We start from the raw sequence: 18,597 nt of genomic DNA on the forward strand, positions 1-18,597 counted from the left end.
AACTGTTACCGCAAAAAAAACGCTGACTTGGGAGAGTCAGCGTTTTTTATTTATTCTTCATTTGGCTGTTATTTAGCTTTTATAGTCGGTTCAATATAATTTGGATACAAGGAAGGCGAGCGAAATTATTAACAATAGTAGACTAATCGAGCCTGACACCGTATCTGATTTATATAGGATTTACTATATTTATAAGTGCAAATCAGTTTCACTACCTTTATGCTCAATACGGCGCTGTTCGCGGCGCTGATAGCGTAGACCAGAGGCAGCAAACCATTGCGGTTTGGTGGTTTGTAATAAATCACTAAGTCGCTGCAACTGTACTTGTAAGGTTTGGGTCAGCCAAAAATAGCCTTGCCATTCAAAGCCTAAGTTTTCTACACTTGGATATTCTGATACGGCGATGCGCGTAATCGGTCGAAATACTTCATCATTTGGACTACGTAATACAGCCGCCATATGCTGCATCGCTTGCGTCAATTCGTGCTGATAATGAATAAGCAAAATATGGTTTTCATCATCAATCTCAATATTAGCCAAACGCGGTGCCGCACTTAACAGCAAATCAATGGTACCAATGATATTACGATGGGTACGCTGAATGGTTTCTAGTGTTTCCTTTTCAATACCAGATTCGCTCACTGTGGCGGCGATATGCGGGCGCACAGCAAGCAAACGCTTATTAATTTTTTGTAATGCTTTCACCAAAGACTTATTGACGGGTGTATCTGGTATAGAACTGTTCGATGGATAAATAATACTGGCCGAACTGGTCGCCTTACTATATTTAAACGGCTTGGGCACTAAGACATCCGCATCAATATGATTGCCAACCCCTGCATACAAATTGCTGCAGGTTTCAAGATTACTGGCCAACAAAAACCGCCACATCAACGTCGATTTAAGCGGTAAAATTAACGTAGCGGCCACCGCTACTCCTGCACCAAGCAAAATATTGAACGCGCGATATAAGCCATCTTGAGTAATATTGCTGTGGTCAGGACTCGACACAATCATCAGCATGGTAATACCTGTCAGCAGACCGATATAGCCCAATTGCTTGACCGCCACATAACCGATGATGCCACTGATATTGCCAATCAGCCCATAATACAACCACAGCCAGCCACCGATATCTTTAATCAGCCATAAGAAGCTAAGCCCAACTACTACCCCAAGCAAAGTACCCAATATCCGCTCTTTAGCCTTGGTATAAATCGCTCCTTGATATTGCAACAAACCCAAAATCACAAACACGGTAATGGTCGTCCACTCACCATGCGGCAAGTGCGTAAACTCATTTAACAAGAGCGCAATAAGTACAGCCAGACCCAAACGTATGGCATGCAAAACATCTGCATGCTGATAACGGGCATAAGGCTCTACAAACGGGGCGGTAAATCGTTGCCAAAAAGTCGGTTTCACGCAGGGTATCTCTTATAAGTGAAGGAAGAAAAAATCGGTTAAATTCTAGCTACTGGCTTAACTATTAATAAAGCGATGATAAAGTCATGATCAAAAAATAACGCCTTTTACCTATTAAAAGATAAAAGACGCTGAAGGTCAAAACATGCTAGCACATAACGACAAAAAAACACCCTAACAACATAGCATTTGGCTATTGGTAATGCTGAAAGGTGCTGACAAATACTTGCCAGCACCTCCTATATTTACAAGTGTAAATCGGACTCGCCCCCCTGCTCTTTCATTCTACGCTGTTCACGCCTTTGATAGCGCAGACCAGAAGCGGCATACCACTGCGGTTTGGTCGTTTGTAGCAGATCACTTAACTGTTGCAGTTGTGCTTGCAACGTTTGCGTCAACCAAAAATATCCTTGCCACTCAAACGTTGCATACTGTACGCTAGGATATTCTGATAGCGCAATGCGCGTAATAGGTCGAAAAGTCTGATCGCTTGGACTGCGTAATACTGCCGCGATATGCTGCATGGCTTGGGTGAGCTCGTGTTGATAGTGAATCAGTAGCGTATGATTATCGTCATCGATATCGATATTCGCCAAACGCGGTGCTGCACTGAGTAACAAATCGATGGTACCGATGATATTGCGATGGGTACGCTGAATCGTTTCTATCGTCTCTTTATGAATGCCGGACTCGCTTGCTGTTGCAGCGATATGTGGACGTACTGCGAGTAGTCGCTTGTTTATTTGCTGCAGCGATTTTATCAACGCTTTATTAACAGGCATATCTGCAGTAGCGCTACTTTGAGGATAAAACAAGCTAGCTGAGCTTGTCGCCCTAGTATAGACAAGCGACTTGGGAGCCACTATTTCAGCATCGATATGATGTCCGACACCAGCATAAAGAGTACTACAGGCTTCTAAATTATTTGCCAATAAAAATCGCCACATCAACGTCGACTTTAGAGGTAAGACCACTGTCACCATGACCGCAATACCTGTACCGATTAAGATATTGAGTGCACGATAGACACCATCTTGCGCCATATTAACTTGATTCAAATTAGAAACGATCATCAGCATAGTAATGCCAGTGAGTAACCCAGTATACCCTAGCCGCCTGACCGAAAAATAACCAATAATCCCACTAATTATACCAATAAGTAGGTATTCTATCCCTAACCAAGCACCCGTCCCTTTATTGAACCATAAGATTGCAAATGCCACGACAATACCCAAAACCGTGCCTAGTACTCGCTCTTTGGCTTTGGTATAAATAGCGCCTTGATACTGTAGCAATCCCAAAATAATGAAGACGGTAATCGTCGTCCATTCTCCGTGTGGAAAACGGCTTATTTGATTGGCTAACAGCGCAAGTACGATGGCTGCACCGATACGTATGGCGTGCAAGATATCAGCATGCTGATAGCGCGCATAAGGTTCAATGAATGGTGCAGTAAATCGTTGCCAAATTTTTGGTTTCACGCACAGGTACTCTTATTAATTGAAGAATATATAGTCAATGAAAAGTAATATCGAACCATCATGTACTGCTGATATCAAAAAAAACGTCTCTTACCTGTTAAAAGGCAAAAGACGTTTGAGATCGAAATAGAGTGTTCAATAATTGGATGTAAACCAAACCCATTATACCTCTAAGAAGTCCAAAATACCTTCAGCGGCTTCACGACCTTCCCAAATCGCGGTCACGACCAAATCAGAACCGCGTACCATATCACCACCAGCAAATATCTTGGGGTTTTTGGTTTGGAATTTAAAGGTTTGCTTTTCCGCTGCCAGCACGCGACCAGAGCTGTCCATTGCCACTTGCTGAGACTCAAACCAGTCAGCAGGGCTAGGACGGAAGCCAAAAGCCATAATTACGGCATCACATGGGATAATTTCTTCTGAATTAGGAATCGGCTCAGGACGCTGACGACCACGGTTGTCTGGCGCACCCAAGTGAGTCGTGACGACTTTCACGCCATTCACTTTACCATTCAAGCCAATAATTTCTGTCGGTTGACGATTGAATAGAAACTCAACGCCTTCCTCGCGAGCATTGACCACTTCGCGGCGCGAACCTGGCATGTTCTCTTCGTCACGGCGATAGGCACAAACTACTTGCTCAGCGCCTTGGCGGATACTGGTACGGTTACAATCCATCGCAGTATCGCCACCACCTAGTACTACCACTCTTTTGCCTTTAAAGTCGATATATTCTTCAGGATTTTTTTCCCAATCGTTACAGCGATTGACGTTGGCAATCAGGTAATCTAGCGCATCATGAACACCGACAAGCTCTTCACCAGCAAAACCGCCACGCATATAAGTGTAAGTACCCATGCCCATAAATACCGCATCGTATTCGCTTAAGAGTTCATCAATACTAATATCAGTACCGATTTCTGTCTCAAGACGAAATTCCATGCCCATGCCTTCAAAGATGACACGGCGGTTACGCATGACGTCCTTTTCCATTTTGAATTCTGGAATACCAAAAGTCAGTAAACCACCAATTTCAGGACGCTTATCAAACACAACTGGTTTTACGCCGTTTCTAACGAGTATATCCGCACAGCCCAAACCTGCTGGCCCTGCACCGATGATCGCGACTTTTTTGTCTGTCCAAACCACATCAGACATATCCGGACGCCAGCCAAGTGCAAAGGCAGTATCGTTGATGTACTTTTCGACATTACCAATGGTCACAGCGCCAAAACCATCATTTAAGGTACAAGCGCCTTCACATAAGCGATCTTGTGGACAGACGCGGCCGCAGACCTCAGGCAACGTATTGGTGCGGTGACACAATTCAGCCGCTTGAAATATCTGCCCTTCGGTGGCCAATTTGAGCCAGTTAGGAATGTAGTTATGTACAGGGCATTTCCATTCACAGTAAGGGTTACCACACTCCAGACAGCGGTGCGACTGCTGCGCAACGGCTTCACTCTCAAACGGTTTATAAATTTCAACAAATTCCGTTGAGCGCGTGGCGATGTCTTTTTTGGTCGGCTCAAGCCGTGGTACATCTAAAAACTGAAAACTATTTTCTAAGCGTTTTGCCATGGTATTGTCTCTTTAATATGAGGCTTTTTATATCAAGCTTTTTTAAAGTGGGCGGTGACAGTCAACGATGTCTCATTTATCGCAAAATTAAGAACTTTATATCGTGACCGTCACTTACCTGCTGAAAACCTCTGAGTTAAAAGGTTTTTAAAAGCGGAACATTGGATAATCCAAGCAAAGCTACTGTGGGTCAGCCATGGTGGTCTTGAGAAGGCTCGCAATGTTTGCCGCTTTAGGCTTCACCAAATAAAACTTACGAACATAATGCTCAAAGTCAGCCAATATCGTCTGACCCCACGCGCTGCCTGTTTTATTAACATGCGCTTCAATCACTTGCTGCAAATGAATACGATGCTCTTCGGTTTGCTCACTTGAGATACGATTAAGATCGATCAGCTCATGGTTACAACGGTCAAAGAAATCGCCTTCCATATCGAGCACATAAGCGAAGCCACCTGTCATACCAGCGCCAAAGTTGAGACCCGTACGTCCAAGAATAGTGACAATACCACCTGTCATATATTCACAACAATGATCGCCTGTGCCTTCGATGACTGCGTGCGCGCCAGAGTTACGCACTCCAAAGCGCTCGCCAGCAGTACCAGCTGCATATAGTTTGCCGCCCGTTGCGCCATATAAGCAGGTATTACCAATGATGGCGGTCTCTTGCGCCGTAAAGCTTGAGTCTTTTGGTGGATAAATAACAATCTCACCGCCAGCCATACCTTTGCCGACATAATCATTGGCATCGCCTTCTAGCTCAATATTTAGACCACCTGCATTCCAGACGCCTAAACTTTGCCCAGCAGTACCAGTCAGATGCAGTTTAATTGGCATATCACTCATGCCAAGGTTGCCCCATACTTGCGCAATTTCACCAGAGATACGCGCACCGATAGAGCGATCACAGTTACCGACATAATAGCTATAATCGCCGCCATTACCTTGACGAATATTGAGCAGCATATCACTAATCATCTGTTCAGCGAGTAAGCCTTTATCAAATGGCTCATTACGCTCAACCTGACAGGTTTGGGCTTTACCACTACTGGCCGGATGGCTAAATAATAATGGCGTTAAATCCAAATGACGCTGCTTATCCGTGTTACCTTCTAATACTTCAAGCAAGTCAGTCCGTCCGACCAACTCTTCCATACTACGCACACCAAGGGCGGCAAGCCATTCGCGCGTTTCAGTTGCTACAAATTTAAAGAAGTTAATGAGCATCTCTGCTTCACCAATGAAATGCTCGTCACGTAGCTTGGCTTTTTGCGTCGCAACCCCAGTCGGGCAATTATTAAGATGGCAAATGCGTAGGTATTTACAACCAACGGCTATCATCGGCGTGGTACCAAAGCCAAAGCTTTCTGCCCCAAGGATAGCGGCTTTTACCACATCAAGTCCTGTCTTTAGACCACCATCAGTTTGAATACGAACTTTATGACGCAAGCCATTTACTCGTAGTGATTGGTGGGTCTCAGCAAGTCCTAGCTCCCATGGTGACCCTGCATGATGGATAGACGATAGCGGAGAGGCTGCTGTGCCGCCATCATAGCCTGAAATGGTGATTAAATCGGCATAGGCTTTTGCCACACCAGTCGCGATAGTACCAACGCCCGGACGTGAGACCAATTTCACCGATACCAAGGCATCTGGATTGACTTGTTTTAAGTCAAAAATCAGCTGTGCTAAATCTTCGATAGAATAGATATCATGATGCGGTGGCGGTGAAATCAACGTCACACCCGGTACAGAATAACGTAAGCGCGCAATCAAAGCATTGACCTTACCACCCGGCAGCTGACCTCCCTCACCCGGCTTGGCACCCTGTGCAACCTTGATTTGCATCACTTCTGCTGAACGCAAATACGCTGGGGTGACGCCAAAACGACCCGAGGCAATTTGTTTGATCTTTGAGTTGCGCAGCGTGCCATAACGTACTGGATCTTCGCCGCCCTCACCAGAGTTTGAACGTCCACCGATGGTATTCATCGCCATGGCAATCGCTTCATGGGCTTCCGGTGACAATGCTCCTAACGACATGCCTGCCGAGTCAAAGCGCGTCAGAATAGCTGAGATATCCTCTACGTCATTCACATCGATAGAGTTATCTGTTTTTAATTGCAATAAATCACGCAAGGTCGCCACAGGACGGCTATTCACTAAGTTGGCATAATTACGATAATTGTCGTAATCACCCGTGCGTACAGCTGTATGCAGGCTATTAATCACGTCTGGGTTAAAGGCATGATATTCTTTGTTGAAGACAAACTTCAGTAAGCCACCTTGATCGAGTGGCGCGCGGCGCTTGAAAGCATTCGCCGCTAGCTGTGCTTGATCGGCAGCTAAGTCAGCAAAGGTCGCACCTTTAATACGACTCTGTACACCTTTGAAACACAGGCTCACCACCTCTTCAGAGAGACCCACTGCTTCAAATAACTGCGCGCCGCGATAAGAGACAATGGTCGAGATGCCCATTTTTGATAAGATTTTTAGCAAGCCTTTATCCAAGCCTTTACGGAAATTAACCCGCGCTTGAATCGGATCGCCAAGCAGCTCGCCAGTCGCTACTAAGTCATCAATAACATCATAAGCCAAATATGGATAGACGCAGGTCGCACCAAAACCAATCAATACTGCCACTTGATGCGAGTCGCGCGCCAAACCAGTCTCAATGATTAAATTAGCATCAGTACGAATACCTTGACCAATCAAATAATGATGCACCGCACCCGTTACCATGATGGCGTTGGCTGGTACTTTATCGGCATCGATATCTTTATCAGACAAGACAATCAAAGTGTGACCAGCTCGGATGCTGTTAGCCACTTGCTCGCAGATAGCCATGATGGCTTCTGATAACTCAAGGGTGCGATCATAGTTTAAATCAATACGCGCCATTTTAAAGGCTAGATCACCCAAGGTCTCAAGCTGCTGCATCTTGCTAGCTGACAGTACAGGCGACGATAAGATAATACGGTGTGCATCTCGCGCTGATGGCGCAAACACGTTAGTTTCAGCACCGAGGCAGGTCTGCAATGACATCACGATAGATTCACGCAATGGATCAATCGGTGGATTGGTCACCTGTGCGAACTGCTGACGGAAGAAATCACTGACATGGCGGATTTGCTGCGACAGCACTGCCATAGGCGTATCATCACCCATTGAACCGACGGGCTCTTGACCATTTTCGGCGTTGGGGCGGATAATTTCAGTACGCTCTTCATTGGTGATGTGATACATTTTTTGCAGTGTTTTTAGCTCATTACCACGGCATGTTTGCGCTGCTAATTCTTCTTCTAAACGCTCATCATCACGGATACGGGTTGCTTCTTCACGCAGCCATTTACGGTACGGATGGGCTTTTTTAAGTAACGTCGCAATCGCTTTAGTATCTAAAATTTGACCCGTTAAAGTATCAATAACGAGCATTTGACCAGGGCCAACGCGTCCTTTTGCCAATACATCTTTTGGCGAGTAATCCCACACACCAACTTCAGAGGCAACGGTGATATAGCCGTTTTTAGTCGTCACCCAACGCGATGGGCGCAGACCGTTACGATCAAGCATACAGACCGCATAGCGTCCATCTTGAATCACCAAACCTGCTGGACCATCCCACGCTTCCATGTGCTGCGAATAAAACTCATAAAAGGCGCGCAAATCCATATCCATGCTATCGACATTCTGCCAAGCAGGTGGCACGAGAATCGACATCGCATGGAATAGATTCATACCACCTGACATGAGGACTTCAAGCATATTATCTAAGCTTGATGAGTCAGAGCCCGTACTGTTCACCAGTGGCGTCAACTCATTCAAATTGGGCAGTTTTTCTGATTTTAGTTTTGGCGTCCGTGCCTCAGACCAGTTGCGATTGCCTGTGATGGTGTTCAACTCGCCATTGTGGGCAAGATAACGAAACGGCTGCGCCAAAGGCCAACGCGGCAAGGTATTGGTGGAGAAACGCTGATGGAATACCACGATATGCGATGCCAAACGCGCATCTTGTAGATCCAAGAAAAATGCTGGCAAGTCTGATGGCATCACCAAACCTTTATAGATAATCGTCTGGCAGCTTAATGAGCACACATAAAACAGCTCATCATTAGCTAAGCGCTGCTCTGCTTTTTTGCGTGCGACAAACAGTTTACGATTAAAGTCATCCGCTGCCAAATCATCGGGGGCGTTGACAAACACTTGCTTAAAATCAGGTAAAGTCTCACGGCCAATGTCACCGACGATGCTCAAATCAAGCGGCACATCACGCCAGCCAGCAACCTCTAATCCTTGGGCGACAATCTCATCGCTCAGCACTTGCTGGCTATCAAAAGCTTTTGTCTCATCTAAATTGACAAAGATCATACCAACGGCAAAGTTGTCAGTAATCGCGAACCCTTGCTCAGCAGCAATACCTCTAAAAAACTCAATAGGCGTCGCCAGTAGTAGACCACAGCCATCACCCGTTCTACCATCAGCAGCAACACCGCCGCGATGGGTCATACAGCTTAGACTATGAATAGCAGTTTTTACCAAATCATGGCTGGCTTGTCCCTCAATATGAGCGATCAAACCAAAACCACAGTTATCAGAAAAGTCATCTGGCGTGGCCAGGTGGGTTTGCGAGGAAATCATTGACATGGCTAGTCCTTTTAGGTGAACGGGCAATTTATGCATCCAATGCAGATCATAAAATGAAGACCGTAAGCAGAACGGGCTAATAATTAATATTCGTATATCCGAATTAATAAATGGTGTGACGCTCATAGACATCATACTTTGAGACTAAGGTGAAAGCTCTGGCACTCCCAGTCATTGAATGATGTTTCAATAGATCATTAACATATTAAAAGATAGTAAACGGTAGCCCTTGGCAATGACATACAGCCCTGTATACCCGTTACCTAATCATCAATAACGCAATGTCGCTATCTTGAGTGTCACTTGTTATCACACCATGCCTAGCAATCCAGACTGATTGACTACGCATGTAATAACCGTGCATTTGATTAATTTTGAATATCTGACGCTCTGTAATCAAGCGCTTCATTCACTCTAAAGAGAGCGATAATAAGAGAGGTTGCGTCACTCGCGATAGCTTAATTATAGATAGCAAGTGACAACGCTTGAGACAAAAAATTTTAGTAACGTATCTTTTAAATGATAGAAGTTTACCAATTCATTGTTAAAAAACAATTTTTACGATAACTATACAGAACGTCGCCCACAGTTATATTAATTAATGACGGACAAAAAATCTAGTCTTTTCTATCGATTCACCCACCATATTTTGTAAGAGAACTTATTACTATTGGTTATAGGATGATTAAATGTTCTATGCAAATTTTGATACATAGTATCTGTGGCAAGGCTTAATTGAGATACTTAATTAAGATCAACTTCTTTTGGAAATGTATTTTTAGCACTAATTATATGCTTTATGATGCTCCACAAAAAAACCCACTAACCAGCTTGTCAGTGGGTTTTTGTCAATCATAGTGGTAACGAGGTTATCATAGCTATCAACGATATGGTCAAAGGACAAACACACTCTAATTACTTTTGTCTTCTATCAGTGTTTTTATGCTGTCGTTATTGCTCTTAGGAGGATTGGTATTCTTGCTAGGAGCGTTTGCGCCAGAATTTGTGCTACTGGTACTATTTGGCGGCTTTGGCGTTGCGACTACTGGGGGTTTTTTAGTGGTATTTTCAGTGCCTGATGTCACTGGTTTTTTATTCTCTGATTCAGACTTAGTTCCACTACCTTCATTTTTAGGCGTGGTGACAGAGGAGACTTCCTCTTCATTGCCAACAATACGCTCTTCAGTGACCGATAAAGTATCGGAGGTATCCGCTGACTGACGGATACTTTCATTGTCGCCATTACTGGCAGTTTCTTGACTGCTACGACCAGCATTGTCCCCATAATCCGTTTCTGGCAGTGGCTGGCGCACTGGCACTTCGCGCTTAGTCGGTTTTAGATCAACAGAACGTGTACGTCTGGTGCTCAAATCTTTAACCGGATCAGGGCGTTCATAATTATCGATGATACCGACATAACGATTGATCTCTTCTGGCAACACACGCACATTGGCTGGCAACTTAAAGTCTATCAGTTTTGCCGCGCCAACCGCTTCTTGTGGACTACTCATGAGCCCATAAGTTAACATATAGCGGACTTGATTTTCATCGTCAAGATAACGGAAATAAGCAAATTTATTACGGTCTGCGCGGCCTTCTAGATAACTGACAATCACATCGTTTTCGGCGACATTCATCACCTGCACTGTCCACTTACCTTTATTCGCCAACAAATAACGTTTGTCTTTAAACTCAGCAGGATAATTGCGCAAATCACGTACCGTCGTATCAAAACTAATGGGCTGCACGTCGGTATCAAGCTCGTGTAACGACTCTATTTTTAAGGGCTGCTCAAGCTCAGCACTCAATGGTTGCGGTGCTGATATGGGGGCATTTTCAATTTTGGCACCCATCGCTGGCGTTTGACTAAACATCCAAATCAGAGCCGTAACCACACCCAGCAGCAAGGTCATTATCAGCCAAATCAACGCTTGACGGCGATATGACTGGCTAGCGGTACGCGGCGTCGATCTTGAAGCTGCCATGGGAGTATCCTTGGTGAAAATAAAGTTGACCGCATTCAAGAGATGCGCAGTAAGTAGAATGGCGGCGAGCCAGTCTGCTTTAAACCGTTGAGTTCAGTGAGTATTCACGAGCACTAAAGCTTTAAGACATTATACGCGGTGTTGTGACAATACCTCGTGCAAAAGATCTTCATCGAAATCATTGGTCAATACGGCCTGACCTAGTGATTTTAACAAAATCAGGCGGATTTGTCCGTGTTTCACTTTTTTATCATGTCCCATCAAGCTCAGCGCCGTTTGTGTATCAATGCGTGGCGGGGTGATAGGCAAATTTGCTAAGGTTAAAATACGCTTAATACGAGCAACGTCTTCGACCGTTAACCAACCCATTTTCTGTGATAACTCTGCGGCTTGTACCATGCCAGCAGCGACTGCCTCACCGTGTAGCCAATTGCCATAGCCTTCATGTGTTTCAATGACATGACCAAAAGTATGACCGAAGTTTAACAATGCTCGCACGCCTGACTCTCTTTCATCTTGCGCGACGACATCCGCTTTATACTGACAGCAGCGTTTTACGGCATCACCAAGTACCGCTAAATCCAAATCCATCATCGCTGGCAGATTGACTTCCAGCCAATCTAAGAACGTGACATCCATAATGAGTGCATATTTAATAACCTCAGCCAACCCGGCTGACAACTCGCGCGCTGGCAAAGTCTTGAGCGTACTCATATCAGCAAGGACCATTTGCGGCTGCCAAAAAGCGCCAATCATGTTTTTGCCTTGAGGATGATTGATGCCCGTCTTACCACCAACGCTCGAATCCACTTGTGACAGTAGCGTGGTTGGAATCTGGATAAAATTTACACCGCGCATAAAGCTTGCAGCAGCAAAGCCCGTCATATCACCAATAACGCCACCACCTAGAGCAATAAGCGTAACGTCACGATTAAAATGCGCTGCCATCAATACATCGTAAATTTGATTGATACTGTTCTGATGCTTATATTGCTCACCATCTGGCAATACGCAAACACGCACAGTGAACTGCTCTGTTAACTCTTTTTCTAAAGCGTTTAGGTATAAAGGCGCAACAGTATCATTAGTGACAATCAATACTTGGCGACCACGAATATAAGGTGTGATCAGCTTTGCCATACTGTTGTGATCTATCGCTGTTTTTTCAGTAATGACGATTGGATAGTCATGGCTTTGCGTATGAACCGTTAAACCGTCATGAAACAGTGGCGTTGCCATTAAACACTCCCTAAGCATTTTGAATGAGATAAAAGTAGCTGAGCTTAACTAGGGCGCGTCCTGATTTTTATCGCCATTTTTAAATGAGGACACGCCTTGATAAAGTTTATCATTATGGTTAATTTTCTTTATCTTCTGGTGCTATAGCAGTCGAGTCAGTAAATGACTCTAGTTGCTGTAAGAGCTGATTGACCATATGACGGGGATAAGTATGACCAGTTGGCATAATAATATGAGCAACTTGGCGATATAAGGGATCACGGGTACTATATAAATCCTGCAAGATTTTTCTAGGATTTGGCTGCTGTAACAGTGGTCGTGATTTGTCTTTAGCCGTGCGAGCCATTTGCACATCAACTGGCGCATTCAAATAAACCACGATACCGCGCTGATGCAAAAACGCTCTGTTTTCAGCACACATCACAGCGCCACCACCTGTCGCTAAGACGATTTGGTCTTTTTGAGTCAACTCATCGATAGCGCGCGTTTCACGCTCACGGAAGCCCGCCTCGCCTTCTTTAGCGAATATCCAAGCTATGTCAGCCCCTGTCTGCGATTCAATGTACCAATCGCTGTCTACAAAGGTGCGCCCCAACTGCTTAGCCAGCAATTTACCGATGGTTGTCTTCCCTGCTCCCATCGGCCCTACTAAAAATACCGACGGCAATTCCTCCACCATAATACTTACTCAGCTAAATTAGCTATGATACAACGTCATTGATATTCTGGCTAGTAATGAGCGTTGATTATTGTTAGTAAAATTCAATCAATATGAAAATTTTCCCATAAAAAAAGCAAGCGTTGAGGCTTGCTTCTTTTGAGCGAAAACCAATCAATAAATGATTAATCTATGCGGCTAATACCATCATTGATCAATTTTGGCGTGATAAATATCAATAACTCTTCTTTCGAATTACTACGCACGTCTTTACGGAAAGCGCGACCAATATAAGGTAGGTCTCCTAAGAACGGTACTTTATCGACACCATTGCTGGTACGATTCTTAAAGACACCACCCAACACAACCGTTTGACCATCTTCAACAATAACATTGGTCGAAATAGAGTCTTCAGCAATAGCAACCTGATTATTAATAATGGTCGGCGTACCGTTAGTGATTAACAATTGCAAACCGATTTTGCCATCTGGGGTGATATTTGGTGTGGCCTCTAAACTCAATGCTGCTTCTTTGAAGCTAGTAGTGGTTGCTCCACTGGCAGACGCTTCTTGATAAGGAATCTGCGTCCCTGAAGAAACTTTCGCCGTTTGCTTGTCTGCTGTCAGAATCTTCGGCGTAGAAATCACTTCACCGCGATTATCCGCTTGCAGTGCTGACAATTCAAGATCAAGCATTACATCTGACATACTAAGCAAGCCAAAGGCAATGCTACCAGCAGGGTTGGCAACCCCTAAATCGACGTTTAAGTTATCAGGACGAGTAATATCGTATGAAGGATAAGAAACCGTTTGACCATTTACCGTCGTCGTTTCTACATCAAAGTCTTTTAAATCCCATAGCGTTTGATTACTACCACCGACCAATAAATTACGGTTGTTAGCAGCACCATTTGACAAGATACCCCAACGAACCCCAATCTCTTTACTAAAGCTATCAGTGGCACTCACAATACGCGCTTCAATCATGACCTGACGGACTGGAATATCAATTTTACCAATCAACTTATGGATATTCTCGATACTGTCAGCCACATCTTTAATAATTAAAGTATTGGTACGCTCATCTACCGTTACCGTTCCACGATTAGACAATAAGGTATTGTTATCAGCAGCATTTGCATTGCTGCCACCTGATGAGCCACTGCCTTGAGAAATAAGTGTCAAAACATCTGGCGCTTTTGCATAGCTAAGACGAATATATTCTGTGCGTAATGGCGCAAAAGACTCAACTGCTTGCTGTGCTTCAAGCTCACGTGCTTCTTGCTCAGCAAGCTCGGTGGAAGGCGCAACCAAAATGACATTGCCATTTTCACGCTTACCAAGATTTTTACTCTTTAAAATAATATCTAGCGCTTGATCCCATGGGACATTAATCAAACGTAAGGTGATATTGCCCGCGACTGAATCACTAGCCACAATATTCATTTCTGTGAACTGCGCTAGGATATCTAAGACACTGCGAATTTCAACGTCTTGAAACTCCATAGATAGCGCTTCACCACTATAGACTTTTTCTTCAAGTGTTGGCTCACGTAGTAGCTCAGGTTTTCTGATATTAATATTCAGCTGATTTCCTGATTGATAAGCCTGATACTCATAATCTTCTTTGACATTAATAGTAATTACACCATTTTGACCTTGGTTTTTAGTATCAATACTATCAACCAGACCACTATTAATATTCAAACGGCGCAATAAATTTCTTGGCACGGTGCTACCCGTTAAGCGTACCACTAACTTGTTGCCTTGACGTTGGACATCAACTGGAATGGCTTCATTGGTAAGTGCGATGCTAACGTTGCCACCACCATCATTTCCTGCGGCAAAATTGACGGCACTCAAACCATCATAGCTATATTGCTTACTCACTTGCGATGCAGCAAGTTGTGGGCTTAATAATGGGTTAACTCTGACCACCATGGTATCAGCAGGCACTTGATTTTTAACCACCGTTTTACTGGCTATATTGACTGCCGGTGCACTACTGGTTTCTACAATCGGTGTAACCACTGCTGTCGTCGTGATCGCATTATTGTCATTGAGTACGTCTTGGATAGGATCATTGGTCATTACTGGACGGTTAGGATCGGTAATGGTCAATAGTAAATCGTTACCTTCAATCGATGTCGTATAGTTACCTGCCTGTTTTAGCTCAACAATCAGGCGCGTAGTACTGTCACTATTCAACGTCGTGACCTTATCAATCATACCAATATTGTATTCATTAAAGCGACTAGCAAGTCCATTCTGCACTTTTTCAAAATCTAGTACCAAACGGCTAGGGTTATCAAGCTGATAGGCGGCAGGTAACACTGGTAAACCGTCAAATCCCAAACGCATTTGCGTCACTGCTGGTGCAGTTTGTACCACAGAAACTTCGTTAATGCGCTGTGCGGCATGGGCACTATTACTCACTGCTACCATGCTGATTGCCAATGCTGAAATGGCAAAAGCAGAAGATACGCGGTTGCTCATCATCGTTACCTTGTTATTGCGTACTGTCATTATTTATTCCTCAAAAAATCTGCCGACTTAGCTTATGGGTGAAACCAACGACTGGGGTTTTTCAACAAACCCAGCGCGGCTGTCTGGCACAATTTCAATCAAGTTAATCTGGGTCGGCGTGATTTCAACAATACGGCCGTCATTTAGTCCAAGATAATCACCTACTTTAACACTCGCGACTGAACCATCAGGGCGTTGTACCAACGCATATCGCTGACCTTCAGGTGAAATTACGACACCACGAAAAATCAGTTGCGATAGCTCATATTGCTCAAGAGGTTCTTTCACTCTGGTAATGTCAGGACGCACACCATCGATGGAGGTGGTAGGACCTTGGACATTGACTAAACTCGGTGGTAAGAATGGACTGCGCTGTGCGCTGGCACTATAAACAAAGTCTTCTACTAGCTCAGCTTTGGGCGGTGGTTCAATAGGTTGAGCTGGCTGATTACGGATATCGGTCATAGATTGCTCTGCCATACCAATGCGATCCGCACACCCTGTTATGGACAATACAGCCATGCTTAAAACCAATAGCGTAGGCAGTTTTTGAATATTCATTAGTTGCCTCCTGCATTATCAGTGGTCGCAGCGTCAGTGACAGCAACCGTTTCATCACCCTCAGGGTCAGCTTCTTTTGAACGATAGGTTTTGGTTTGTAATACCAAATTAAGCTCCGGTAAAACATCCAATGTCGGCTGCGGATTGCTGACCTCAAAATCATGCATAGTAATGATTCGTGGTAAGGCGGCAAGACCACTAATAAAGCTACCAAACTGATGATATTCGCCCAAAGCAGCAATGCGGATAGGTTGCTCAATAAAAAATTCGTTTTCAATCTCAGGCTCTACTGAAATGTCTTGAAAACGTATATTGCTGCCGACACCCGTCATGTTAATGCCCTCTACCAGCTCTGATACACGAGTATCTTTTGGTAGCTGATCGAGTAAGGTATTGAACTCAGCTTCCATTTGGACAACTTGCTCTTGGTAAGCTTTTAAATGACGCGCGCGTGATTCTTTTTCACGATAGCTATCAAGTAACGTTTGTTGCTGGCTCTCAGCAGCATTGATCTCGTCGATCTTACTACTAATCGGTAAAGCCCACGCCAACGCTGCGATGAGCGTAATGATAAGCCCTATTACCGTTACCTTTACAGGTAATGGCCAGCTGCCGTAGTTTTCAGAGTCTAACGACTCAAAACTGCGGCGAAATTCCTGTAAATCAAACTGTTGCTTTGGTTTTAATGCTGTTTTTTTGGTTTTAATCAGGCTTTTTTTACGGTTAAGCTTCATAACTCACCTCCAGGTACAGTGGTACCGTCAGCACCTTCTACAGGAACGGCTGTTTCCGACTGTACTTTGGTCGTGATCACAAACTGTACATAACTGTCTTCAGGATAAATAGGACGCGGCTGTTCACCAGCGGTGACCGTATTATTAAGCACTGGTGCAGATTCATAAGCACTGATATTTTGTTGGATATTACTAACGGCTGAATCACCCATCCATTTACTATCATCAAGATTACGAATCAAACTTGATACAATATTAGGATTATCAGCTCGACCTGTCAGCGTCAAAACATCGCCTTCACGCTTGAGATTATTCAAATAGAGTGCCGGCGGGATGGCTTTAGCAAGATCATCCCATAAACGAACAGGCACAGGACGTCGACCCTGCAAGTCTTGAATGACTTGCATACGTGAAATAATATCCTCACGGCGCTGCTCCAGACTATCAATTTCAGTCAAAGCCGTATCTAGAAGCGCATTTTCTTTTTCAATCAATGCGTTTGCATCAAGTTGTTCATCAAGCTCGTTGTTAAAGTAGCTCCATGAAGCAAATGCAGCCAATAAAGTGAGCAAAGTCACTGCCACTACTAACGTGAGAAATTCTTTATTGCGACGCTCGCGCTCTTCTTGGCGCCAAGGTAATAGGTTAATACGAGCCATTAGTCGAAGCTCCTTAACGCAAGACCGCATGCAGCCATTAAACTTGGTGCATCAATGGCCAGTTGCTCATTATCGATATTTGGTGCAATAGTCATATTGGTAAAAGGGTTGGCAATACTGACAGTCACCCCAAGTTTTTGCTGTGCCATGCCAGCAAGACCAGAAATAGAGCTACTACCACCAGCAAGGATCACATGATCGATACTACTGTATTGGCTTGAAGAAAAATAAAATTGCAATGAGCGAGTAATTTGTTGAATAGCATTTTCGATAAAAGGCGTCAGCACATCAAGATAGTAGTCATCTGGTAAGGTACGCTCACGCTTACTAACAGCCGCTTCTTCAGCAGATAGTCCATAACGGTTTTGTATCGCTTCTGTTAACTGAACACCACCAAATAATTGTTCACGGCTATAGATAAACTCACCGTTCTTAGCGATATATAAAGTCGTTTGATTGTGACCAATATCTATCAAAGCCACTAACTCAGGGGCATTTGGTAAGTTATTTACCATGAGTCCAAAAGCACGCTCTATCGCATGGGATTCAATATCCATGACCTTCGTTTGAAGACCACCAAAGGTTAAGGCATCAACTCTTTGGTCAACATTCTCCGAGCGTGATGCGGCAAGTAAGACTTGCACCATGTCATCACTTGCTAAAGAAGGCCCTAAAACTTCAAAGTCTAGGTTGACGTCTTCTAATGGATAAGGTATGTATTGATCAGCATCTAGACGTATCTGCGCTTCACGCTCAACGTCGCTTAGCGCAGCATCCATATCAATAATTTTAGTGATTACTGCTGACCCTGACACGGCAGTTGCAGCACTACTACCAGCGACATGACAACGTTTAGCTAAGTTAGCAATAATATGACCAACCGCTTCAGTATCTACAAGAAGTTTATCGACGACTATACCTTCTGGTAGTCTTTCAGTACCATAAGATTTTAGATGAAACATGCCCTGTTGGCGCTGTATGTCAACCAACTTTACTGAAGTGGCACAGATATCCACACCAATTAAATTCTGACTTTTGGAAGTAAATAGCCTCACAAACTCTATACCTTATATTAAGTATACAATCTGATAGTTATTTGTAA

At 44.1% G+C, this 18,597-nt stretch carries 12 protein-coding genes; all 12 read right to left on the reverse strand.

The annotated features are described in order from the left end of the window. Positions 1–189: 189 nt before the first annotated feature. Positions 190–1,425: an FUSC family protein gene (locus tag JMV76_RS09810; RefSeq protein ID WP_201502542.1), complete on the reverse strand. Its 1,236-nt coding sequence runs from the start codon at positions 1,423–1,425 to the stop codon at positions 190–192. Between the two features lie 245 nt (positions 1,426–1,670). Continuing rightward, positions 1,671–2,906 (reverse strand): FUSC family protein, encoded by a 1,236-nt coding sequence (locus tag JMV76_RS09815; RefSeq protein WP_201502543.1) that lies wholly within the window; start codon positions 2,904–2,906, stop codon positions 1,671–1,673. 162 nt (positions 2,907–3,068) lie between these two features. After that, positions 3,069–4,490: a glutamate synthase subunit beta gene (locus JMV76_RS09820; protein WP_060491863.1), complete on the reverse strand. Its 1,422-nt coding sequence runs from the start codon at positions 4,488–4,490 to the stop codon at positions 3,069–3,071. Positions 4,491–4,670: 180 nt separating this feature from the next. Next, positions 4,671–9,134 carry a glutamate synthase large subunit gene (gene gltB, locus JMV76_RS09825; protein WP_201502544.1) on the reverse strand — a complete coding sequence of 1,488 codons (4,464 nt, stop codon included), beginning with the start codon at positions 9,132–9,134 and terminating at the stop codon, positions 4,671–4,673. A 911-nt stretch (positions 9,135–10,045) separates the two neighbouring features. Beyond that, positions 10,046–11,119: a hypothetical protein gene (locus JMV76_RS09830; protein ID WP_201502545.1), complete on the reverse strand. Its 1,074-nt coding sequence runs from the start codon at positions 11,117–11,119 to the stop codon at positions 10,046–10,048. Positions 11,120–11,248: 129 nt separating this feature from the next. Further along, positions 11,249–12,358 carry a 3-dehydroquinate synthase gene (gene aroB, locus JMV76_RS09835; RefSeq protein ID WP_201502546.1) on the reverse strand — a complete coding sequence of 370 codons (1,110 nt, stop codon included), beginning with the start codon at positions 12,356–12,358 and terminating at the stop codon, positions 11,249–11,251. 118 nt (positions 12,359–12,476) lie between these two features. Next, a complete protein-coding gene (gene aroK, locus JMV76_RS09840; RefSeq protein WP_045453412.1) occupies positions 12,477–13,037 on the reverse strand; it encodes a shikimate kinase AroK in 561 nt (186 codons plus the stop codon). A gap of 164 nt (positions 13,038–13,201) precedes the next feature. Next, a complete protein-coding gene (gene pilQ, locus JMV76_RS09845) occupies positions 13,202–15,541 on the reverse strand; it encodes a type IV pilus secretin PilQ (protein WP_201502547.1) in 2,340 nt (779 codons plus the stop codon). 27 nt (positions 15,542–15,568) lie between these two features. Continuing rightward, positions 15,569–16,102, reverse strand: coding sequence for a pilus assembly protein PilP (locus tag JMV76_RS09850; protein WP_045453409.1), 534 nt, complete (start codon positions 16,100–16,102; stop codon positions 15,569–15,571). After that, the gene (locus JMV76_RS09855; RefSeq protein WP_045453405.1) at positions 16,102–16,836 is read right to left on the reverse strand and encodes a type 4a pilus biogenesis protein PilO; all 735 of its coding nucleotides are present in this window, start codon (positions 16,834–16,836) and stop codon (positions 16,102–16,104) included. Before JMV76_RS09855 ends, JMV76_RS09850 begins: the two co-directional genes overlap by 1 nt. Then, the gene (locus JMV76_RS09860; protein ID WP_045443917.1) at positions 16,833–17,495 is read right to left on the reverse strand and encodes a PilN domain-containing protein; all 663 of its coding nucleotides are present in this window, start codon (positions 17,493–17,495) and stop codon (positions 16,833–16,835) included. Before JMV76_RS09860 ends, JMV76_RS09855 begins: the two co-directional genes overlap by 4 nt. Further along, positions 17,495–18,550 (reverse strand): type IV pilus assembly protein PilM, encoded by a 1,056-nt coding sequence (gene pilM, locus JMV76_RS09865; protein WP_201502548.1) that lies wholly within the window; start codon positions 18,548–18,550, stop codon positions 17,495–17,497. The genes JMV76_RS09860 and pilM overlap by 1 nt, the downstream gene beginning before the upstream one ends. Positions 18,551–18,597 lie beyond the last annotated feature (47 nt).

Source organism: Psychrobacter cibarius (genome assembly GCF_904845955.1).
Classification (GTDB): Bacteria; Pseudomonadota; Gammaproteobacteria; order Pseudomonadales; family Moraxellaceae; genus Psychrobacter; species Psychrobacter cibarius_B.